22 protein-coding genes and 3 pseudogenes are annotated in these 20,980 nt (G+C 71.1%); 9 read left to right on the top strand and 16 right to left on the bottom strand.

All coding sequences use genetic code 11. From position 1 onward, the window contains the following. Positions 1 to 166 precede the first annotated feature (166 nt). Positions 167 to 394: pseudogene (locus tag AB0O11_RS29220) on the bottom strand (transposase); the annotation flags it as partial. A 495-nt stretch (positions 395 to 889) separates the two neighbouring features. On the opposite strand from AB0O11_RS29220, the gene AB0O11_RS29215 reads away from it, so the two are divergent. The 6 genes and pseudogenes from AB0O11_RS29215 to AB0O11_RS29190 all read left to right on the top strand — a co-directional run bounded on the left by AB0O11_RS29215 (position 890) and on the right by AB0O11_RS29190 (position 6,061). Next, positions 890 to 1,378, top strand: a complete 489-nt coding sequence (locus AB0O11_RS29215; RefSeq protein ID WP_363392810.1) for a (2Fe-2S)-binding protein — start codon at positions 890 to 892, stop codon at positions 1,376 to 1,378. Between the two features lies 1 nt (position 1,379). After that, on the top strand, positions 1,380 to 2,357 hold the full coding sequence (locus AB0O11_RS29210) for a xanthine dehydrogenase family protein subunit M (protein WP_363392807.1): 978 nt from the start codon (positions 1,380 to 1,382) through the stop codon (positions 2,355 to 2,357). Between the two features lie 8 nt (positions 2,358 to 2,365). Next, positions 2,366 to 4,549: a xanthine dehydrogenase family protein molybdopterin-binding subunit gene (locus AB0O11_RS29205; RefSeq protein WP_363392804.1), complete on the top strand. Its 2,184-nt coding sequence runs from the start codon at positions 2,366 to 2,368 to the stop codon at positions 4,547 to 4,549. Between the two features lie 332 nt (positions 4,550 to 4,881). Next, a pseudogene (locus tag AB0O11_RS29200) lies at positions 4,882 to 5,097 on the top strand (transposase family protein); the annotation flags it as partial. A 144-nt stretch (positions 5,098 to 5,241) separates the two neighbouring features. After that, positions 5,242 to 5,517, top strand: coding sequence for a hypothetical protein (locus AB0O11_RS29195; protein WP_363392801.1), 276 nt, complete (start codon positions 5,242 to 5,244; stop codon positions 5,515 to 5,517). A 94-nt stretch (positions 5,518 to 5,611) separates the two neighbouring features. Beyond that, complete coding sequence (locus AB0O11_RS29190; RefSeq protein ID WP_363392798.1) at positions 5,612 to 6,061, top strand: PPOX class F420-dependent oxidoreductase; 450 nt, start codon at positions 5,612 to 5,614, stop codon at positions 6,059 to 6,061. A gap of 304 nt (positions 6,062 to 6,365) precedes the next feature. On the opposite strand, the pseudogene AB0O11_RS29185 reads toward AB0O11_RS29190, so the two are convergent. Further along, positions 6,366 to 6,898 (bottom strand): annotated as a pseudogene (locus AB0O11_RS29185) (transposase); the annotation flags it as partial. Between the two features lie 300 nt (positions 6,899 to 7,198). On the opposite strand from AB0O11_RS29185, the gene AB0O11_RS29180 reads away from it, so the two are divergent. The 3 genes from AB0O11_RS29180 (at position 7,199) to AB0O11_RS29170 (ending at position 9,781) form a co-directional block, all read left to right on the top strand. Beyond that, positions 7,199 to 7,429 carry a hypothetical protein gene (locus tag AB0O11_RS29180; RefSeq protein WP_363392795.1) on the top strand — a complete coding sequence of 77 codons (231 nt, stop codon included), beginning with the start codon at positions 7,199 to 7,201 and terminating at the stop codon, positions 7,427 to 7,429. A 404-nt stretch (positions 7,430 to 7,833) separates the two neighbouring features. Then, positions 7,834 to 8,301, top strand: a complete 468-nt coding sequence (locus AB0O11_RS29175) for a cupin domain-containing protein (RefSeq protein ID WP_363392792.1) — start codon at positions 7,834 to 7,836, stop codon at positions 8,299 to 8,301. A gap of 1,006 nt (positions 8,302 to 9,307) precedes the next feature. Continuing rightward, on the top strand, positions 9,308 to 9,781 hold the full coding sequence (locus AB0O11_RS29170) for a hypothetical protein (RefSeq protein WP_363392790.1): 474 nt from the start codon (positions 9,308 to 9,310) through the stop codon (positions 9,779 to 9,781). 165 nt (positions 9,782 to 9,946) lie between these two features. Here the strand turns inward: AB0O11_RS29170 and AB0O11_RS29165 are convergent, their stop codons facing one another. The 14 genes from AB0O11_RS29165 to AB0O11_RS29100 form a co-directional block, all read right to left on the bottom strand. Further along, positions 9,947 to 10,273 (bottom strand): hypothetical protein, encoded by a 327-nt coding sequence (locus tag AB0O11_RS29165; protein WP_363392787.1) that lies wholly within the window; start codon positions 10,271 to 10,273, stop codon positions 9,947 to 9,949. Positions 10,274 to 10,356: 83 nt separating this feature from the next. Beyond that, positions 10,357 to 11,184 carry an isocitrate lyase/phosphoenolpyruvate mutase family protein gene (locus AB0O11_RS29160; RefSeq protein ID WP_363392784.1) on the bottom strand — a complete coding sequence of 276 codons (828 nt, stop codon included), beginning with the start codon at positions 11,182 to 11,184 and terminating at the stop codon, positions 10,357 to 10,359. A 103-nt stretch (positions 11,185 to 11,287) separates the two neighbouring features. Beyond that, the gene (locus AB0O11_RS29155) at positions 11,288 to 12,118 is read right to left on the bottom strand and encodes an AlkA N-terminal domain-containing protein (protein ID WP_363392781.1); all 831 of its coding nucleotides are present in this window, start codon (positions 12,116 to 12,118) and stop codon (positions 11,288 to 11,290) included. A 13-nt stretch (positions 12,119 to 12,131) separates the two neighbouring features. Then, positions 12,132 to 12,764 (bottom strand): DNA-3-methyladenine glycosylase I, encoded by a 633-nt coding sequence (locus AB0O11_RS29150; protein WP_363392778.1) that lies wholly within the window; start codon positions 12,762 to 12,764, stop codon positions 12,132 to 12,134. Between the two features lie 54 nt (positions 12,765 to 12,818). Further along, entirely contained in the window at positions 12,819 to 13,331 is a 513-nt protein-coding gene (locus tag AB0O11_RS29145) for a methylated-DNA--[protein]-cysteine S-methyltransferase (RefSeq protein WP_363392775.1), read from the bottom strand. Between the two features lie 135 nt (positions 13,332 to 13,466). Further along, positions 13,467 to 14,015: an alpha-ketoglutarate-dependent dioxygenase AlkB gene (locus tag AB0O11_RS29140; RefSeq protein ID WP_363392832.1), complete on the bottom strand. Its 549-nt coding sequence runs from the start codon at positions 14,013 to 14,015 to the stop codon at positions 13,467 to 13,469. Positions 14,016 to 14,158: 143 nt separating this feature from the next. After that, positions 14,159 to 14,683, bottom strand: a complete 525-nt coding sequence (locus AB0O11_RS29135; protein ID WP_363392772.1) for a hypothetical protein — start codon at positions 14,681 to 14,683, stop codon at positions 14,159 to 14,161. 161 nt (positions 14,684 to 14,844) lie between these two features. Beyond that, positions 14,845 to 15,627, bottom strand: coding sequence for a 2OG-Fe(II) oxygenase (locus AB0O11_RS29130; protein WP_363392769.1), 783 nt, complete (start codon positions 15,625 to 15,627; stop codon positions 14,845 to 14,847). Further along, positions 15,624 to 16,241, bottom strand: a complete 618-nt coding sequence (locus tag AB0O11_RS29125) for a methylated-DNA--[protein]-cysteine S-methyltransferase (protein ID WP_363392767.1) — start codon at positions 16,239 to 16,241, stop codon at positions 15,624 to 15,626. Before AB0O11_RS29125 ends, AB0O11_RS29130 begins: the two co-directional genes overlap by 4 nt. After that, positions 16,238 to 16,888: a sigma-70 family RNA polymerase sigma factor gene (locus AB0O11_RS29120; RefSeq protein ID WP_363392764.1), complete on the bottom strand. Its 651-nt coding sequence runs from the start codon at positions 16,886 to 16,888 to the stop codon at positions 16,238 to 16,240. The genes AB0O11_RS29125 and AB0O11_RS29120 overlap by 4 nt, the downstream gene beginning before the upstream one ends. Before the next feature lie 235 nt (positions 16,889 to 17,123). Continuing rightward, positions 17,124 to 17,591 carry a hypothetical protein gene (locus AB0O11_RS29115; RefSeq protein ID WP_363392762.1) on the bottom strand — a complete coding sequence of 156 codons (468 nt, stop codon included), beginning with the start codon at positions 17,589 to 17,591 and terminating at the stop codon, positions 17,124 to 17,126. A 331-nt stretch (positions 17,592 to 17,922) separates the two neighbouring features. Beyond that, positions 17,923 to 18,399 (bottom strand): hypothetical protein, encoded by a 477-nt coding sequence (locus AB0O11_RS29110; RefSeq protein WP_363392760.1) that lies wholly within the window; start codon positions 18,397 to 18,399, stop codon positions 17,923 to 17,925. A 115-nt stretch (positions 18,400 to 18,514) separates the two neighbouring features. Beyond that, positions 18,515 to 19,324 carry a hypothetical protein gene (locus tag AB0O11_RS29105; RefSeq protein ID WP_363392758.1) on the bottom strand — a complete coding sequence of 270 codons (810 nt, stop codon included), beginning with the start codon at positions 19,322 to 19,324 and terminating at the stop codon, positions 18,515 to 18,517. A 1,069-nt stretch (positions 19,325 to 20,393) separates the two neighbouring features. Further along, positions 20,394 to 20,894, bottom strand: coding sequence for a hypothetical protein (locus AB0O11_RS29100; RefSeq protein ID WP_363392755.1), 501 nt, complete (start codon positions 20,892 to 20,894; stop codon positions 20,394 to 20,396). Positions 20,895 to 20,980 lie beyond the last annotated feature (86 nt).

The following is a 20,980-nucleotide window of genomic DNA, read 5'->3' as shown; positions in this document are numbered from 1 at the left end:
GGTGTCACGGTACCAGGCCATCCCGGCGTTAATGGCCCCGCCAGGACGCGCCAGGCCCGAGGGCAGCCGGCAGACCCGTTTTCAACGGTCCGTTCAGGTGACGGCGGGATTCGGCGCCGTGGCGGGGTGGGCAGAGCCCCGAGCATGACCACACCCTCGACCAAGCGGCCGGCCGCAGGAGCCGGATCTCCAACTCGGCGAGCTCACGCTCGAACGCGGTGCCGTAGTAGTTCTTGCCCCCGATCAGGGTCTGGCCGGGCCGGGCAGCCACAAGAGCGGTCTCGGTGTCCAGGATGTCCAGCAGGGTGGTGCGCTCGTCGGCTTTGGCGCCGGTGAGTACGAAGGCGACGGGCAAGCCGTGCAGGGTGCACACAAGTTGCAGCCGCAGGCCCCAGAGAACCGCGAATGGAACCGGCGGACACACACTGTCCCAGGAGCAATGCCGTGTAGATAGGGCGTGGAGCCTGTGCGTCACCCCCTGGACCGGGGGTGGAGCTCCGGCCAGAACCGTGTTGGTTCTGTTCACGAGAACGGGTTCTGGTCCAACTTCTGGGCTCTGTCGCTGTTTGAGGGGTCCGTGCTGACCAGGAACGGGTGGTGGGCATGACCTGGGCGTGATGGATGCGGCGCATGTGGTTGACCTTCTCTTCTACCCGTTGCCGAGACGGACTGACGAGGCCCGGCGACGACAACTGAAGCGCCTACGTCACCGGCCTGTCCTGGGGCGGCCCGGAGCCCGGCGACCTGCCTTTCTGAACCTCCTGCTTCAGCGCGTCGTGGTCGAGCCCCTCGCCGGTGAGCTGGTAGTAGTGAGCCCTGTAGCGGCGTACCGTGCCAGGTTGGCTGCCCCGCCGCGCCGCGTTCAGGTGCCCTCCTCAGGAGCGATGCGATGCCGAACGAGAGCTTCATCCCAGAAACGGCAGTGACCGTGCAGGTCAATGGGGCGACCACGCAGGTGACGTGCGATGCGCGCACGACCCTCCTCGATCTCCTCCGCGAGCGGCTTCGGCTGACCGGAACAAAAAAGGGATGCAACCGGGGCGAGTGCGGTGCCTGCACCGTCCACCTCGACGGACGCCGGGTCAACGCCTGCATGGTGCTGGCCGTAAGCACCGACGGCTCCGAGGTGACAACCGTCGAAGGGCTCGCCCGGGACGGCGAACTGCATCCCGTCCAGCAGGCCTTCATCGATGCGGACGCCTTTCAGTGCGGGTTCTGCACACCTGGTCAGATCATGTCGGCCCTTGGCTGTATTCAGGAGGGCCATACCGGATCGAACGATGAGATCCGTGAATGGATGAGCGGGAACATCTGCCGCTGTTCCGCATACCCGCAGATCGCCGCCGCCGTCGAGGCAGCAGCCGCAAAGGGGTGGTGACATGGGCCCGTTCACCTACGTGCGAGCCGAGTCCCTGCCCGGCGCCCTGGACAGCGCGCGGACCGAGGGCACCATGTTCCTTGCCGGTGGCACCGAACTGCTCAACTGGGCGCGGATCGGCATCGAGTCCCCAAGCCACCTGGTGGATATCAGCCGCCTGCCCGGGCTGCACGAGGTCACCTCCACCGGCGACGGCCTGCACGTCGGCGCACTGGCCCGGCTCAATGACGTGGCCCAGGACCCACGCGTCGAGATCTCGTATCCGCTGCTCTCCCAGTCCATCCTCAAGGCAGCCTCCGCGCAGCTGCGCAACCTGGCCACCATCGGCGGCAACCCGGTGCAGCGCACCCGGTGTCCCTACTTCCGCTCCAACGGCCCGGTGGCCTGCAACAAACGTGTCCCCGGCTCCGGCTGCGCGGCTCTGCACGGCGCGAACGAGCGGCTGGCCATTTTCGGATGGACCGAGGACTGCGTGGCCGTACAGCCCTCGGACCCCGCCGTCGCCCTCGCTTGCCTGGACGCGGAGATCATCACCGAGCACGTGGACGGCGGACGCAGGATTCCGGCGACCGAGTTTCACACCCTGCCCGCCGAGGATCCGTCGGCGCACAACGTGCTGCGCCCCGGCGAGCTGATCACCGGCATTGAAATCGGCGCGCCCGCGCCCAAGTCCGCGTACGTCAAGGTGCGCGAGCGCCAGAGCTACGAGTTCGCCCTTGTGTCGGCCGCCGCTGCCGTCGAGGTCCAGGACGGCGTGATCTCCCGCGCACGGCTGGCCCTCGGCTCCGTTGCGCTGCGTCCCTGGCGCCTGTACGACACAGAACAGGCACTGGTCGGCCTTCGCCCCGGAGGCCCCGAGGTGATGGACGCCGTGACCTCCGGGTTCTCGGCCAGCCGCCCGCTGTCCTCGAACGCGTACAAGATCCCTCTCGCCCGCAACACCGCACTGCGTGCCCTCGAGCTGGCCCTGGAGGCATGATGACCGGCATGCGTGGCGTGACCAGGCAGGACGGTCCCGCCAAGGTCACTGGAACAGCGATGTACGCGGCCGACTACAACGCCGCCGACCAGCTGTACGCGGTCCTGGTCGGCGCGACGATCACCGCAGGCCGGGTCGCCGGCTACGCCGTCGAGGAGGCTCAGCGGGAGCCGGGCGTCGTCCACGTGCTGACCGAGCTGCCGGCGGTCGACAAGGCGTTCGCCGCCCTGCCCAGTCCTCCGCTCGCGACCCGCTTCCTCCCCATGCAGGGGAACATCGTCAACTACTGGGGCCAACCGGTCGCCATGGTCCTGGCCGAGTCCCTGGAAGCGGCAGAGGGCGCGGCAACACGGGTACGGGTGTCGTACGAGCGGGAACCATTCATCAACCCGGACACGGCCGTGGCCGTATCGCCATCGCCGGAGAGCGGCTACGGCATGCTCGACGCACTGGAGTTCCGTAAGGGCGACGCGGCTGGCGCGTTCGCGGAGGCGCCCGTGCGCACGGCTGGCACCTACACACAGCCGTCCCGGCACGGCAACCCGATGGAACCGAGTGCAATCGTCGCCGAGTGGCACGACGGCCAGTTGACCGTCCACGACTCCGTCCAGCACGTGTACGCGGTGCGGGACACCTTGGCCGCGGCCTTCGGCATCGCCTCCGGCAGGGTGCGGGTGATCGCCCAGCACACCGGCGGCGGCTTCGGTACCAAGGCGTTCATCTGGCCGCACGAGATCCTCGCCGCCCAGGCCGCCAGGGCCGTCGGCCGGCCGGTGAAGCTGGTGCTCACCCGCCAGGACATGTACAGCATGGTCGGCTACCAGCCGCTGATGGAGCACCGCGTCCTCCTGGGCGCCAACCAAAGCGGCGAACTCCGGGCGATCGTCCACGAGGCCGACAACATCACCGCCGTCACCGACGACTACGTCGAGTTCGGCTCCGTGCCCTCCAAAGCGTTGTACGCCTCCCCGAACATCTCCACCAGCCAGCGGGTGCGGCGCGGCCACGTCAATCTGTCGTCGTTCATGCGCTCCCCCATCGACGGTCCCGGCACCTGGGCACTCGGCTCCGCGATGGACGAACTGGCCTACACCCTGTCCATGGACCCGCTGACGCTGCGCCTGGTCAACTACGCTGAGAGCCACCCCGCCGACGGCACGCCCTGGTCCTCGAAGAAGCTCAGGGAAGCATATGAGGAGGGTGCCCGCCGCTTCGGCTGGTGGGACCGGCCCAGGGGCAGCACCCGCGACGGGCACTGGCTCATCGGTTGCGGCATGGCCGACTGCACGCAGGGCCAGTTCCGGTTCACCTCCAACGCCCGGGTGCGGCTGCGGGGCGACGGCACCGCAACCGTCGAGGCCGGCTACACAGACATCGGCGCGGGTTCCACCACGATCTTCCCGCAGATCGCCGCGGAGACCCTCGGCATCGACATCAGCTCCGTCAAGGGAATCTTCGGCGACACGGACCTACCGTACGCCGGTCCTACATACGGATCGGGCACCACGATCGGCATGGGCACCGCTGTCCACCTGGCCGCCAATGACGTCCTGCGCCAGCTCGCCAACGTCATGTCCTGGCCGAGCGATGAGGTGCGCGCCGACTCCGGCGCCCTCACCTGGCGCGACCAGCGCCGGTCATACGCCGACATCCTGCGCGCGGCCGAGTTCGACGAGGTGGTCGGCAACGGCGAGATGGTGCTGCCCGGCGGCGCATCCGCCGACGGGGGAGCGCCTGGCGTCTCCTCCCGTACCTTCGGCGCCATGTTCATCGAGGTAGGCGTCGACCCGGACCTCGGCCTGCTCCGGCTGCGCCGCGCGACCGGTGTCTACAGCGTCGGTGCAGTCGTCAACGAGCGCACCGCCCGCTCCCAGCTGATCGGCGGACTGGTGTGGGGCTGGGGCATGGCAGCCATGGAGGCCAGCCACTTCGAGCCGAGGCTGGGCCACTGGTTGTCCCAGGACCTCGCCGGCGTGCCGCTACCGGTGAACGCCGACATCCCGCCCCACATCGACATGTCCTTCGTCGACGAGTTCGATCCACACACCGGGCCGCTCGGAGCCAAGGGGATCGGGGAGCTGTCCGCCACCGGTATCGCAGCGGCCGTTGCCAACGCGGTGTTCGACGCAACAGGGCGGCGGGTGCGCGACCTCCCGATCACGCCCGAAAAACTCCTGGATCCCCGTATGTGAGCTCCGGGGCCGTCTGAGACATACCGCTGTCTCTCTCCGGCGGACGAGCAGGCCGAGGCCGACCCGGACGGCGGCGCAGCCGCGGGCGGCCGACCCCGCCGGGCGCCCACCCTCCCAGGCCCGCCGCAGGCGCCACACCTCGCCACACGGACCCGCCCCGCGACCACCCACAACAAGGAAAAAGGGCGTCAGAAGAGGTTTTCAGGGAGCCTTTTCAGGCTGGGCACCGATCGGGTGACGGCCAGACTGACGGAACGAGTGCAGAACGAGCAAGGCTCCCTGGCGGTTGAGCGAGATGTCTGAAGTCTCAACTGTTCTGCCAGGGAGCCTCGTTGGTCACCTGTCCTGCCGCACGGGACCTGCCGCACGCGCTCGTTGAGTGGGTCACCATGCTGATCGTCAACCGGGAGGGTGACCGTCGGTGCAAGCTCCGGCCTTCACAGCGAGCCGTCGTCGCGCTGGTGTACCTGCGCAAGCACGACACCCTCGCGCAGATCGCGGCCGGCTTCCGCATCAGCGTCGGCACGGCCCACGCCCACGTTTCGGCAGGGTGTGCCGCTTCCTCGAACTCAAGTGGGTGAGTGCGGTTGCCGGTGGCTACTCCGGCAGGTGGGCTCGCAGTACGACGTTCCGTCATCACCCTTGGGAGAGACCTGCGCATTCGAACCGCCCTCACGGCCACCGTTCTGGCCGTGGCCGCCGTCCTCGCCGGCACCAGCGGCGCCGTGGCCGACGATCTCGACGTCCATGTTGTCAACAGCTTCGGCATCGGAGTCCCGGCCGGCATCTGCCACGACGTCAATGTATTGGCCATCCCGTTCGACGTACTCCCATCCGCCAACATCACGTGCACCGCGACCAATGACCCGCACCTCCACCCCGGTACAGGCTCCGTACGGTGCGCACCGGGGCGGAGTGCTGTCAGAACGGCCTTGACCCCGAAGCCCTCGCCGGTCTTCCTCTTGTGACACGGCCGGCACCCCGGCCCCCGAGGTCGGCGTCAGTAGCCGGGATGTCCCAGTGGTTGCCCTCGTTGGTCCCGCCGATTGGTAGCCTCCAGGGGTGACTGCGACATTCGACGAAGCCGTCCGCGCCCGGCTGCGAGCCCCCAACATCTGGTACGTCGGCACCGTGTTCGCCGATGGAGCACCGCAGGTCAGCCCCATGTGGGTGGATCTGGAGGGAGAGGGGGAGCTGGCTTTCAACACCTCCGCGGGTCGGGTGAAGGAGGAAAACCTGCGCCGCGACCCCCGCGTCTATCTCTCGCACGCGGACGCCACTGATCCCTTCGACCGAGTGCAGATCAGTGGTGTGGTGGCCCGCTTCATCGAGGGCGAGGAGGCGCACGATCGGATGGACCGGTTGGCCCGCAAGTACCTGGGCAGCGAGCGCTTCGAATGGCTCATGCCGGGGGAGCAGCGGGTCGCGGTGATCGTGCGCCCGGTCAAGGTGCGGCACATCGTCGGGGTGGAGCAGTTCCGGCCCGGCGGCCCTGTTGTCCTGTCGCACTGAGGCTGAGTGACCGTCGGTCTCCAAGCCGCGAGGCGTTCCGGGCCGCTTCGCCGGGTCGGTGTGTCCAAACGGGCGGGCATACTGGCGCCGTGCCAACCGCCGAGGAACCCCACCGGCCCCCTGCCCGTGAACCGGAGCCAATAGCGCCGGGCCGGGCGACACCCGACCCGTTCGAGGGACTCGTCCTGGACGAGCAGTTCATCGGGGACGCCACCGTCAAGGAACCGACCACCCGAACCCGGATGCTCGCCGCGCAGTGGCAGGAGGAACCGCCGGTGGACCCGGGAAGCCGCCGCAGGGGTAACCCGGCTCGGCCGTGCATCTGCCTCATGATCCGTTTGGTCCACGTGTTGACCCCCCTCGGTGCGGCCGTTGTGGAAGGGGAGGGTGAGTCCGGCGTCGACGGCGGCACGGTCGAGTTCACGGCCGTTCGCGAAGGAGTGCAGGTGGGGCAGGTCGGCGGCGCAGACTGTCGTGATCCAGTCGGTGAGCTTGGCGTCGTTGCCCTCCGCTGGGGTCAGAAGCTGAGCGAACTCGCCGGCGAGGCTGGCGAGTTCGGCCATCTTGGGGCAGGCTTCGGTGAACTCCCCCAGTGGTGCGGTCCTTGTCGCGCAGATTCTCGGGGCGGGTGAGCAGGAGGCGGGCGAAACGCTGCGGGGTGGTGACCGGCTTGCCGCCCTCGACGCGGCCCTGGGTGATGTAGCGGTAGAGCAGATTGAGGCTCTCGGCATAGCCCAACTCCTTGATCTCCCGGAAGAGTTGGACGGCCGGGTCTTCCATGCGGCGGGCGCGGAGGTGGTCGCGGTAGGGGCCGACGAGCGTGGGCTTGTCCTTCGGGGTCGGCTGCCACGTGGCCGGAGTCCGTGATCCACGCATAACCGCCTCCGACCCGAAAGGTCCAGCCGCAGGGAGCGGGCTCGAATCCTTCCGCCTCCGGCCAGACTTCCCGGGCGCTCTCGATCGCGGCTTCTTCCTTCATGCCCGTCCGTTCTGTCAGCACTCAGCCGAAGATGCACAGCGGCGCGGTGACGACGGTAGCCGCCCCGGGGCGGCCCGTGGGCCGTTCCGGTCGACGTCACCCCGCCGGCCCGGGCACGGCGTCGCCCGGCGCACGGGCGTGCGACCTACGACGGGCCGGTGTCCGACTCCGGTTTTCCCTCTGACCTGCTGGAACTTCAGCGCCGCTGCCACGAGGCCGAGGCCGCCTGGGCCGCCGACCCGACCGAGGAGAACCGATTCGCGTTCACCCGGGTCGGCGCCGAGCTGTACGCCCACCCGTTCTGGGCAACGGCGGGCAACCGGCACGAAGCGAGCATGAGACTCAAGCGAGCCGCCCGGCCGGACACCGCGCAGGATCCGGCGGCCTGACCTGCCCGCGGCCGGGTTCCGGCGCCCCTCTCGGGGAAGGGGCCGGGTATGGGTGAGCGCGACCGGCACCGGGAGCCCTGGCCCGGCCTCGCGGGCCGGCGAGCTGCCCGTCCCCGGAGCCCTGGCCCGGCTGGTTCCCGTCCGCGGCCTGGCCCGGGGAGAGACCGCCGGGATGGACGACATGGGCCTGCTCCTGGTCCTGGCCAGTGCCGCCGCCAGAGCTCGCGAGTTGGGCCTGGAGCATGCCGGGTGGATCGGCCGGGTCGGTCTCCCGTGGGCCGGGGTGCTGGCTCTGGTGGAGGCCGGCGCCGATCGACGGCGGGCCTGCCTGACAGGGAAGAGATGGGTACGGTGGAAGTGTCCTGGTGGTCCTGGTGCTCTCGTCACAGGGAAAGGTGCGTGCCATGGATGTCGTTCTCGTCCCGGCGGGTGGTGGCGAGGTGCTTGCCGGCTCGACTGGGATGCGCATTCTGGAGGACGGCTCGCACACCGGGCACCGGATGGGGGTCATGGTCGGCCGTCTGCCGCCGAACAGCGGCGGGCCGCCTCAGCACATCCACCGCCAGCACTCCGAGACGTTCTATGTCCTGTCCGGAACGATGCGCTTCACGTCCGCCGGCGAGCACGCTGACGTGACTGCCGGAGGAATGGTGACCGCGCCGATCGGTGTTCCCCACACCTTTTCGAACCCGGACCCCGCCGAGTGGGCAGCCTTCATCTGCACGGTGGCTCCGGACCTCTACATCGGCTACTTCCGCGACCTGTCCGCCCTGATCGCGCAGCATGGCAGCCTGGACCAGGTGGAGGAGAACGCCATTCTTGAGGTGATGGCCCGCTATTCGACCGAGCCGTACCTGCCGCCGGGGTCATAAGCAACCACAGCCCCGGACTGGAACGGGTGCGCACCCTCATAAAAGCGAGCAGCACTCCCCCACGGCTGCGAAACGGCCTGACCATCAGCGCTGGGTGGACGCGCATCACGGCGTTGCGGCCGTTCAACCGCTGCGGCCGGTACCGCTCCCAGACGTTGGCGAGCTTCGACCAGGTCATGCCGAGCGCGTCCAACTCGCCGACCCGGGCCGCATCGACCAGGCCCTGGCCGCCCAGGTGGCGCTGACGGGCGAGCCAGGAGGTCAGCTCCGCGTGCCTCGTCCTGTCGGTGGGGGCGAGATGGCCGTGCCGTGGAACACCGCTGCGACCGCGTGCATCCGCTGCCGCTCCACGGCCCGCGGGTTGAACGCCCGCAGCTTCACCGGCGAGCGCAGACTCTCCAAAGCGGCCCGCACCGCCTCCAGACGTCCGAATTCATGACACTCCCGGCCGCTGGCGGTGTGGGGGCGAGGGGAACGTTCGGGTGCTGGCGGCGGGTCATGGGGCTGCCCGGGTCACCAGGGCGCGTGGGATGCCCGGGGTGCTGCTTCGGTGGCGTCTCGGGGGTCGCACAGGAAGTTGTCGGTGCGGGTGGGTCCCCTTGTCCGTGTCGGTGACCTGGCCTGTCGGTGCCGATCGGCTCCGGGGGAACGGGACTCGAACGAGGACTCCGAACGGGACGCGGCACGGGAGCGTGGAGGGTGGTTTTACTGCCGGGAGCGGGCAACGTTTGTTGGTCACTGCTGGAAACGCTCCGTCAGCGACAAGAAACATGGTGCTGAGTTCTGGGAGCGCGCCGGTACTTGCTTCCGGCCGTCTCGAAGGCTGGTCGGCTCGGAGCAAGTGATTGCGGCCCCAGAGTCCTAATCTCTGGCTCCATCCGCAAACTGACTGCCAGGGTGGATCCGGAGCGCCGCAGGCGTTCCCCGGCCGACGAAGGCGCCGCCCATACCTCGCTGGCCGCCGACCTCACCGCCATAACGACTACCCGAGAGGACCCAGCACCTGATGTCCATATGGCCTTCGATCGTTGCAGTACTCGGTACCCTCGCCGGTGCCCTGACCGCCGGACTCCTCCAGCACCGTTCGGCACGGACCGCACGCGCCGAGGAGCGCGCCGACAGCCACCGCCAGGACCAGCTCGGCGCCGTCACCGATTTCGCGGCCGCCCTGGACGCGCACCGCTCGGCGATGTTCCATCGGGAGCGTCTGGCCCTGACCGAGGCCGGCCCCGAGCACCAGCTGGAGGCCCAGACGAGGTCCCACGACACCCGGGCAGCAACCACCGCGCCCCACATCCGCCTTCAGGTCCTGGTCCCCGAGCTGGCTGGCCCTGCCCAGCAAGCCGCTGATGCCACGTACGCGCTGCGCAAGGCCATCGACCGGACCGAGCTGGACGCTCGGCGGCATGCGGCCAAGGAAGCATCCGTCGCCTTCATCGCCGCGGCCGCCACGCTGCTGGCCCCAACAACCGCTGACTGAGGGCGACCATCGCCAGCGTCCTGGCCGTTCGGTTGTGCCAGTCCCGTACGCCCTACAACACTCGTGCGCTTCCGTGGCGGGTGTTCCTACTTCTCGCCGACATTCCGGACGTTGGTGATCGTGGGGCGTTCCTGGAAGCCGCAAACAATCGTTCCTGGAGACCACCTACGCAGCCAGAAGGGGACCCGGCCGGGTGGGGTGGCGCCCGCCGGGCAACGTGGCCGGCATCTGCCGGACGCACCAGGTGCCCTGGCGCCATTCGATGGCGGTGACCGGGGTGGCGAGGCGGAGGGCGGACAGACGGGTGGCCAGGTGGTGCAGGGCGATCAGCATCTGGAGGCGGGCGAGCCAGGCGCCGGGGCAGAAGTGCCGGCCGATTCCGAAGGTCAGGGTGTCGGCCTCCAGCGGGTCGAAGAGCCGGTCGCGGGAGGAGGGTGGGAAGACGTCCGGGTCGTGGTCGGCGGCGCGCTGGGCCGGCCCGATGGACGACACAGCCCGCCACGCGGGGGGAGGTGGCGGGCTGTGTGATGGATGGGGCGGGCGGCCCGGGCGCCGGCCGCCCGCCCCGGTCTGGGTTACTTCGCGAACTTGTCGTTGAACGCGAAGTAGTTGATGGAGGCGGCCATGGCCGTGTCCTGTCCGGCAAGGAACGCGCGGGCCGCGTCGGCGGCGGCGGTGTAGGCGACCTGGGCGATCGCCGTGCCGGCGGAGTACCGGGACACGCCGGCCTCGCGCAGCTGCTCGGGGGCGGGGGCGCCGGGCAGCCACATGGCGTTGACCTTCAGGCCGGTGTCGCGGGCGACCGTGCCCAGCGCGGCGAGGTCGAGCAGGCCGGGGACGAACAGGCCGCAGGCGCCGGCTTCCCGGTAGGCGTTGCCGCGGGCGATGACGTCGGCGAGGCGGCCGTGCTCGTCGCCCACGCCGAGGAGGAACACGTCGGTACGGGCGTTGATGAACAGGTCGACGCCGGCGTCGTCCGCCGCGCCGCGGGCGGCCGCGATGCGCTCGGCGGCGGCCGCGGTGCCGTACAGCGGACCGTCGTCGGTGGCACCGGAGTCCTCCAGGTTGATGCCGACGATGCCGGTGGCCAGGAACTGCGTGATCGTGGCGCGCAGGTCGTCGGCGCCGGCGGCGTAGGCGTTCTCGATGTCAGCGCTGACCGGCAGGTCGGTGGCCGCCACCATGCGCTCCAGGTTCGCCAGCACGTCGGCCTTGGCCAGCGAGCGGCCGTCGGCGAGGCCCTGCGACCAGGACTGCGCGCCGGAGGAGGTCGCGATGGCGGTGGCGCCGGCTTCGGCCGCCAGGCGGGCGCTGCCGGCGTCCCAGGCGTTGGGCAGCACGAGGAAGTCGTCGTGCAGGCTGCGGAACAGCTCGGCACGCTCCTGCTGAAGGGTGGTGGACATCTGTGGTTCTCCTTCCGGACCGGGTCTCGGTCTCACAGCTGGTAGACGCGCCCCGGCCTGTGAACGTGAGATGCCGGGGCGGGAAGTCTCGGAGAGCTTTTTTCTAGGCCGCGGCCCAGCGCCGGGACGCGGCGTAGCTGCGCCAGGGCCGCCAGTTCTCGGCCGCTGCGCCGGGGGTGGCGGAGCCGCGGGCGGATAGGGCGCGGCGCAGGACGGCGTCGCCGGCGGGGAAGGCGTCGGGGTCGGTGCCGGCGCGCACGGCCAGGTAGTCCACCGTCCACGGCCCCGCCCCGTAGGCGGCGGCGAGGGTGGCGCGGCCGGGCAGGTTCTCGGTGCCGCCGAGGTCGGCGAACAGTTCGGCGACGGCCAGGACGGTGCGGGCGCGGGCGCGGGTCAGGCCGGTGCGGGCACGCAATTCCTCGGCGTTCTGGCGGGCGATCATCTGGGGGGCCGGGAGCAGGCACAGGCCACCGCCGAACGCAGAATCGGGGGCGTCGGCGCCGTAGGCGGCGATCAGCCGTGAACCGAACAGCCGGGCGGCGGCCAGGGACACCTGCTGCCCGATGACGGTGAGCAGCGCGGCTTCGTACGCGCTGTGGAACCGGGTGATCCGCACCCCCGGGCGTTCCGTCACCAGCGGGCCCAGGACGGGGTCTGCGGCGAACGCGGCGTCGATCACGGCGATGTCGGCGTCGAGGTCGAACCATCCGCGTACCCGCTCGCGCACCTTCTGGTCCAGGGTGCGGGAGCCGCCGCGGGTCCTCACGGTGACGCCTGTGGCGTGGAGGTGCAGCGTGACGGCGACGGGGTGGTTGTCGACGTCGGTCCAGCGTTGCCGTGTTCGGGGTCGATCGCGTGCAGTCCTTCGATGCGGTGGGCGGTGAGGGCGGCCAGGGCGGTGTGGTGGCCGAACGGCCCGGCCGGGCCAATTCACTGGGTGGTGGGGGTCATGCCGGCCAGATTCCGGAGGAACCGCGGCGGTGGGAGTCCAGCAGGTGGGTGTCGATGATGCCGATGGCTTCCATGAGCGCGTGCATGGTGGTCGGGCCGACGAACGCGAACCCTTGCGCGCGCAGTGCTTTGGACAGGGCTCGCGATTCGGGGGAGGTGGTGGGGATCTCGGCGAACGTGCGCGGCCTGGGGGTGTCGAGCGGCTTGAACCGCCACACGAAGTCGGCCAGGCCGCCGCTTTCGCGCAGCCGGACGGTCGCCCGGGCGTTGGCCACGGCCGCCAGGATCTTCGCGCGGTTGCGGACGATGTCGGCGTCGGCCATGAGGCGTTCGACGTCGGCGTCGCCGTAGCGGGCGACCCGGTCGGGGTCGAAGTCGTCGAACGCGGCGCGAAACGCCGGGCGCTTGCGCAGGATCGTCGCCCACGACAGGCCGGCCTGGAAGGCTTCCAGGCTGATGCGTTCGTACAGGCCGCGCTCGTCGCGCACGGGCATGCCCCACTCGGTGTCGTAGTACTGGCGGAGCATCGAATCGGTGGCGGCCCAGGCGGGGCGGGCGAGCCCGTCCTCGCCGACCACCACCCCGGGGTCGGCGGGATGCTTGGGGACGGGGACGGTGTCGCTGGCCATCGGGGAAGGTTCCTCGCTGTTCTTCAAGGGGGCGGGTGAGTCGTGGGGGCGCGGCTAGAACAGCCGTCCGGCCCGGGTTTCGGCCGGCTCCTCCAGGTCCAGCAGGAGTTGCTTGCGCTCCAGCCCGCCGCCGAATCCGGTGAGCTTGCCGCCCGCGCCCACCACCCGGTGGCAGGGGATGACGATGCTCACCGGGTTGCGCCCCACGGCCTGGCCCACGGACTGCGCGAAACCCTTGCTGCCCAGTTCGACCGCGATGTCGCCGTAGGTGATCCGGGCGCCGTACGGGATCTTGCGCAGCTGCGCCCAGACCTGTTCCTGGAACTCGTCGCCGTTCGTCACCGCCGCGACGTCGAACACCTGCCGCTTTCCGGCGAAGTACTCGTCGAGTTCGCTGCGGGCCTGGGCCAGGACCGGGTCGGCCGGGATGTCGGCGCGCCGGCCCCACGCCGAGGGCCGGGGCGTGTACCGGTAGCCCGGGAAGTACAGCCCGATCAGGGCGTCGCCGCCGGCGACGACCAGGAGCGGTCCCACCGGGCTGTCCACGTAGGCGTGTCGGACGTCCATGTCGATCTCCTGTCTGCGCCTGCTGTCTGTCTGTCTGTCTGTAGTGAAGACGCGCGGGCGCCCTGAAACGTGAGATGCGATCACGGGGGCGTGCGGGGGCTCCTGCCCGGAGGTGGGGGCCCGGGGCGGTCGTGTTCATCGGGGTGCGGGTTTGTCCGGGGTGCCGGGCAGGCCGGTGTTGCGCAGGATGATGCTGACGCGGCCGGCGGCCAGGCCGCAGCCGGCCGGGGCGGTGTCTGGGTGGATGCGGGGCACGCCGTGGTAGGCCAGCCGGGACTGGCCGCCGAACACGAACAGGTCGCCGGAGCGCAGGAGCAGGTCGGTGCAGGGCTTGGTGCGGGTGGCGGTGTTGCCGAAGCGGGTGGTGCAGGCGTCGCCGATCGACAGCGACGCCACCGGCGCTCGACTGACCTCGTCGTGGTCCTGGTGCATGCCCAGATGGGCGCCGGTGTCGTAGAGGTTCACCAGCGCCGCGTCGGGGGTGTACCGGGCGACGTGCTGCGCCGGGTGGCCGGTGTCGTGCGGGGCCCGGCGGCCCAGGCGAACCGGCCAGGGCGGCAGCGGCAGGACGGCGGCTCCGTTGGCGTCGTCGGCGTGCCGGCTGTACCGGTAGGGCTGCCAGTGCCAGCCCAGGCGCACGCTCTGCACGCTCATCCGGTGCCCGCGCACGCTGGGCGCGCGGATCGGGACCGGCCCGGCAGCCCCGGTGCGGAACTGGCCGACGAACCACGCCTGCCGGGCCAGGGTGAGTCAGCCGGTCAGCAGGTGCGCCCCGGGGGCGGGGCTGGCCGGATCGCACGGCGCCTCCGGCAGGTCGAACAGCGCCGTCATCGTGGTGCTCCGGGGTCGGTGACCGTGAAGCCGCCGTCGTCGGTGACGGTCCAGGTGGCGCCGTTCGCGCCGGCTCCGGCCAGGCCGGACAGCTGCCGGGCGCCGACCAGGGCCAGCGTGGCGGGGCGGCCGATGGCGGCGGTGGCCAGGGTGCGGTCGGGCCGCCAGGATGTGGACCACAGCAACCGCCGGGCCACCTGGGCCCAGCCGATCTCCGGGCCGGTCATCACCCACACGTCGGCCGGCGCGTCGGCGAACTGGCGGGCCTGGCACAGCCAGGAGGCCGCGGTCTCCGGCCAGGTGGTCGTGACGGCCACGACGCCGCCGGCGGCCTGCCAGGCCCGGGTGATCGCGTCGGCGGCGGCCAGCGCGGCCGGGGTCCGGCCGGAGCCGACGGCGATGCTCCGGGCGCCGCGCGCCTGGGCCAGCCCGACCAGCACGGTGACTTCGATGTCGGTGACCGCCAGATCGGGGCCCGGCGGTGGGGGATCGGCCAGCAGGGGGCTGGTCAGGGGGTCCATGGGATGCCTTCCTCGTCAACGCTCTTCCACGGCCGGCAGGGGTCCGGCCGGTATCCGGCCGCCGCGGCCCCGGCCGCCTGGACCGCCCCTGCCGGCCGGACGGCAGGGGCGACCGTGCGGGCCTGTGGACGCGGACAGGCCGGCGGCGGCCGCCGGGGACGCTAGGCGGCGTCGTGGAAGACCAGGGCCAGGGTGTACCGGTGCCCGGAGCGGACCGCCGAGACGCCGTGCCGGACCGGCGCGGCGGACCAGCCGCGCGCGGAACGCACGGGCCGGTCGCGGGTGGTGAACACGTAGCCGTGGCCCTGCGGGAGCAAGGTGGCGGTGCCGCGGGACTGGGCGCGGGGGCGCTGCTCGACCAGCAGGAACTCCCCGCCGGTGTGGTCGGTGCCGGGCCGGTCCAGGTTGATCACGACCTGCAGCGGGAACACCAGGTCGCCGTACAGGTCGCGGTGCAGCGCGTTCCAGTCCCCGGTGCCGTAACGCAGCAGGATCGCAGTGGACTTGGACTGTCCGGCCGCATGGCACATCTGCAGCCACTCGTCCAGGGTGTCCGGCCACGGAGCGGTGCGACCGAGCCGTTCCCACCAGGTGCGGGCGATGGGCAGCAGCCGCGGGTACAGGGCCCGCTTGAGCTGCTCGACCGGCTCGGGGTAGGGGGCATGGAAGTACTTGTACTCGCCGGACCCGAACCGGTGGCGGGCCATGTCGACGGCGGAGCGGAACAGCTCGGGCCGCTCGTACAGGTCCCGGAGCCGGGCGGCCTCGTCCGGGGTGAGCAGCTGGGGCAGCAGCGCGCCTCCGAACGCGTCGAGTTCGACGGCCACCGCGTCCCAGTCGGCGGCTTCGGCCCGGCCGGCCCACGGCCCGGCTCCGGCGGGGACATCCGCGCCGGGAGCTGTCTTCTTCGTCGTCCTGGTCTTGGTGACGGTGGTGGCGGTCATGCTGCGGCCTCCAGTTCCAGCAGGGCGGTCTTGGCCTCCAGGCCGCCGATGTAGCCGCCGAGGGTGCCGTCGGAGCGCAGCACCCGGTGGCAGGGGACGACCACCGGCAGTGGGTTGGTGGCGCAGGCCGTGCCGACCGCCCGGACGGCCTTGGGGCTGCCGACCAGTTCGGCGACCTGGCGGTAGCTGCGGGTCTGGCCGTAGCCGATCTCCGGCAGGTGTTGCTGGACCAGCTGCCGGAAGCCCTTCGACAGGGACAGGTCCAGCGGCAGGTCGAACGCCTGGCGGCGGTGGTCGAAGTACTCGTCGATCTCCCGGGCGGCGGTGTCCAGTCGGCCGGGGGCGCGCAGGATGCGCGGGCTGACCTTGTCGGCCAGGGTCTGCAGGACCTGGTCGTGGTCCTCGACCGCGTAGGCGACACGGATCAGGCCCCGGTCGGTGGCGGCCAGCAGCAGCGGTCCGACCGGGGAGTCGACGACCGTGTAGGCGATGTCGACCAGGGCAGCGGCCTGGGCCTCGGCCTCCAGCCGGCGGTGCAGCCGGGCCAGGGTCCCGGCGTCGACGGGAGCCGACAGCATGCTCAGGGCGTCATCGCGGGATCGGGTGCCGCTCATGTAGATGCTCCTCTCGAGGTCGCGCCCGGATAGTGTTTTCGTAGATTCTTCAGACCGTCCGCCGCCGCCCGGCGTGCCGCCGCGGTGTTCCCGCCCAGGACCGCCGCGATCTCGTCGTACGACATCCCGGCCAGATAGCGGAACGTGACCGCCTGCCGCTGCTTGCCCGGAAGGCGCCCCACCATCTCCCACAGCTCCCCGTCGTCGGCGCCCGGAACGCCCAACGAGCTGGGCGCCTCCGGCAATTCCTCGGCCGGCAGCGGCAGGCGTCCGGCGGCGCGCAGCACGTCGATCGCCTTGTGCCGGGCGATCGTCACCAGCCACGCCTCCACGTTCGCCGTCTCCGGCAGCCCCGGCCAGGCCCGCATTGCCGCCAGGAACGTCTCCGACCAGGCGTCGTCGGCGTCGTGTGTCCCCAGCAGCGCCCGGCACACCCGCAGCACGGTCGCGGCGTGCTGCTCGACCGCCTTCTCGAATGGTTCCTTCATCCTCGCCCTGCCGTAGACCTTGAATCCGAACCGATGTGTTCGAATTCCCGAAACAGCCGGCCGGTCGCAGCCGGCACTGCTCTCCTCCAAGTCCGGCGGCCTCCGCTCGGTCTTCGGGTCTTCACGGTGCCCGGCCGCCTTCTCCAGCGGCTGTCTCACCTGGAAGACGGTGCGGGTGCCGTGAATGTGAGATCCGAATTTCACCCGCCTGGGCCACGGGCCCCGGCCTGCCGGCGACGCGTTGCCACCAGCGCGTCCCGGGCGGCCACTGCCGAGGACGGAGAGCCCCGGGACGGTGCGGCCCGGGCACGGCCCATGCCTCCCGCCGGAATACGGCGGCGGCCGATCCGGTGGGCGCCTGCCCGGCGCGGCCCTCGGCCGCAGCCGCTCCCGCTCATCCGGCGGACGGGTGCAGGACGGGTGCGTACCCGGCGGCCAGCACCTGCACCGTCACCGCGGGGGTGAGCACCTCCACCCGAAGGTCCGGGGCGACCGCTCGCGCCGCCCCGTACCCGGCCATCGACCAGGACCGCCAGCGTCCCTGCCGCATCAGCCCGCTCTCGCCGTCCAGGCGGATGAACGCACCGTCCGGCAGGTCACCGGCCTCCGCGCGGAAGGTGCGCCGGCGCCCCTCGGGCGTTCGCCTGTCCGCCTGCAGCCTGCGGTCCATCTCCGGCGCGCCGGGAAGGCCGCCTCCCAGGGCGTCGCCCCAGCTGCGCTGGAACCGCCGGTAGTCCGGGACGCGACACAGCCCGCACGGTCGGTGGCCGGCGGCGAGGGCCGTGGCCTCGTCGAGGAAGTACAGCTCCGTCAGCCGGCCCGGCTGCCACTGAACCCGCCACCAGCCCTTGAATTCCAGCACACAGCAGACCCAGGCCTGCGTCGACGGCTTGCGGGTCGGCTGGCCGGCGGCGCCGAGCAGCGAGCCCCGGTTCCCCCCAGAACAGCCCCCGTCCCGGGTCGGCCACGAGTTCGCCGTCCGGCCGCACCCGATTGCGCCGGCCCGTGCGGACACGTTCGCCCGCCCCGGCCCGGACCCTCTGCCCGGTCAAGCCTTCGTCCACCGGCATAATGCGCTCCTCGCCCTATCGGATGATCGGCGGGCGGACTTGACCACCGACATGGTGAAGACGCCGGCAGCAGGTCGGGCGTGAAACCGGAGTCCAGGCGCCAATCGGATCACGATGCCCGCGCTACCGCGGCAGCTTGGTGGTGCGCTCCGGACAGGCGACGGTGACGTAGCGCATGGCGGTCGCTTCGGTGATACCGAAGAGCCTCACGAGCCTGAGCGGGTCCCCGGTGGCGAAGGCTTCGTCGAGGATGCAGTCCTGGCGGAGCCTGTCGAGGGTCGGCCCGTTGGACAGGACCCCCTGCATGGTCATCCGGTGCACGGCCGGGTGGTCCAGGTCGAGGGCGGTCTTCTGGCTGACCAGCAGGTGGGGATTGACGCTGGTGGGCCGGCGCTGGTGGCGGTAGGTCAGCCAGTCGGCGGCAAGGCGATGGGTGAGCTCCTCCAGGTCGAGGGTGTGCCGCCACGGCCCGCGGCACAGGTCAAGGGTTCCGCGGGCGAGATTGAGGTCGGCCGCGAGCGCGGTACCGATCTCGGCGGCGGGTTCAGGGCTGGACTCAGCCGCGGATCCCGACGCGGGCCCAAGGCCGGGGTCAGCCACAGGCTCGGCCTTGTCAGGCTCCGCACGGCCAACGGCTACCGCCCCGACCTCCGTTCCGGCGATGTCCCCGGACCAGCCGCCCTGAGGGGCCGGCACATCGTCGCGCTTCTTCTGATCAGGGCGTGGTGCGAGCCGGACTGATCGGTTCCGGGGAGCGCTGGTTGTCGTGCGTCGTGCCGGTACTGGAGCCGGCCTGCGGGGTGAGCCGGGAGCGTCGTCCGGCTTCGGAGGCGCGCCTTGCGGCCCGGAACCGCTGGACGGCGCAGCCGGCTCCCAGCGCGGCGGCGGTCCAGACGATGATCTCGGCAAGAAGGGTGGCCGGTGTCGGGGCGGGGTGAGGCCGGGACGGCAGCAGGACCATCTGCGCTCCGGCCCCCACCGGCACGGTCAGCGCGGCAAGCAGGCCGGCCGTCCCGGGCTGCCTGATCGCCGCGCCCACCGCGCCGAGCGCGAGGCCGAACAGCACGCTTGCCGCCCACCACAAGGCCAGCTCACCCCTGTACAAGGCCAGTGGTTCGCCCCGGAGCGGTGCGTCCGTCACGTAGTACGCCCCTGTGGCGGCGATGAGTGACAGCGCGCCGGCGAGGGCACCGCGGCCCCACGTCCCGGCCAGCCAGCCCGTCGCGACCGCCAGTGCGGCCCACGCCCAGCCGGCGCCCAGGAGCAGGCTGAACACTCTGGCTGCGCCGGCCCAGACGGTGCCCGCCAGTGGCGCGCCGAGCTTCCCGTACGGGGAGGAGAGGGCGTTGACGAAGGATACGGTCACGCCGAACGCCAGACCGACACCGGGACTTGCCGTGGTGGCCTTCAGGCCGGCGTTGAGCGGCCGGGTGGCGCCGGTGCGCGCCGCGAACCCGGTTCTCAGCCGGTGGCCGGGGCGCGGGCCCCGGCCGAGCAGGGTGCGCAGGTTGCAACGGGTGGGCATACCGGGTATGTATACCCGGTATGCCCATCCGGCTCAAGCAACGCCCCCTCCCACGGCGAGCGGGCACCGTCGTGCGGTGCGGGCCAGTTGCGCGTCGTCACCTTCGATCCGTTGCACGGTTCGGACGCCACGGGGCGCAGCGACCGAAGCGACCGAGGCAACCGACTCGGCCGGGGCCTGCGGGGCGGCCCGCTCCGCCGAGCCGCCCAAGCACCGCGCCTGTTCTCCGGACGACGGTGACCACAGCCGCGCCGGGCCGGCATGCCACGGCGCGGGGCCGAGGCGGGTCAGGGGCCGGTGGTGGTACGGGCCCGTACCACCGGCAGGGCAAGACTCCCGGCTACAGCAGCGCGGCGGAAATCGAAGACACCGGTGAACGGTCCGGTCACCGGTGTCGACAGAGTCGTGGCCTTCGAAGAACGTTGGGGTGGCTTGGTCCTGCCTCCGGCTCCCCTGTATGACGGTGCTCCGAGGACGTTCTGCCCAGACGCCCTGGAGGGGCCCCGTCAGAGGGGTGGTGGACTGAACGCGCCTGCTCGCCCTCCGCACCGAAGTCGCAGGCGGCAACGGCCTTGTACCCGGCGTCCCATGCGCCTGTGAGGACTTGGGAGACGACGTTCACAATGGTGGCCGTCTGCCCCTCCACGTCGATCTTGAGCGGCCAGCCGATGAAGCCGTCGGCCAGTCCGGCGTCAGGGTTGGACCGGATGTCGAGCTCCAGGTCACCGAGCTGGACCGTGCACTCGCCGGCCGGAACCACCCAGGGCTGCTGCCACGAGATCGGTCACGTTCTGTCGGCTCGCGCCCTGAAGGAAGATCACGCAGTAGTCGTTGTCCTCGATGCCTGTCATGCGACCTGGTCCTGCCTTTCAACGAGAAGTCCGCGGCGGAACTGTGCACCCGCCCGGACGAGGGCGACCAGATGGGGTGCGTTGACCGCGCGCCACCGAGTCCGGGCCGCCTCCGACCGGCTGGCGGCGCACGGTGACCCCAACTCCTCTTCGATCATGTCGGCGATCACACCAGGCACACCCAGGCACCCAGGTGCGATTCGCACCACCCGGTGAACCTATGCGGTCACAGCACCAGCGGACGTCCATCGCTTGATCACGACCGGTGAGCTGTGGGGAGCGGGCCAGACTTGGAGGTGAACCTGCTCGACGACTTCCGGCGCATCGGAGCCCTCTTCACCTGGCTGACGGACATCGGCCAAGTTCGCGCGCGACGCGAGGACGCGCACGAAGCCCTTGGGGACCTCGAACCGCGCGGCATCCGGTAGATAGTCGGTGCATCCCAGGATCGCAAGGCGACCGGAGGGCACCTCGACACTTGCCTCGACCACATGATCGAAGGCGTCACTGGCGTCGCCCGGCCGGCGGTCCAGAAGCTCGACCGTCACATCGACGTACATGTTGGCCTGGGTGCCGATGCCGAGCGTCTGCTCCGAGACCGCGAGGCCGTCCGACACCGCTTCGTCGGTCCAGGCATCACCCAGATCATCCTCGGCGTCCTCGTCCATCACATGGAGCTGGAAGTAGTCCGCGAAGAGCCGCAGCTTGCTTGTCGCCACCGGGTTCCCGTGCCCTCTCTCTCGATCCTCTTGCCGGTCAACATGCTGTGTGCCTTGCCCAGCCGTCCGCCGCGAAACGCCGCGAG

This window comes from Kitasatospora sp. NPDC093102, assembly GCF_040683915.1.
GTDB lineage: Bacteria > Actinomycetota > Actinomycetes > Streptomycetales > Streptomycetaceae > Kitasatospora.
Note: the sequence above shows the minus strand (reverse complement) of the source record. Positions and strands in the feature narration are given on the sequence as shown.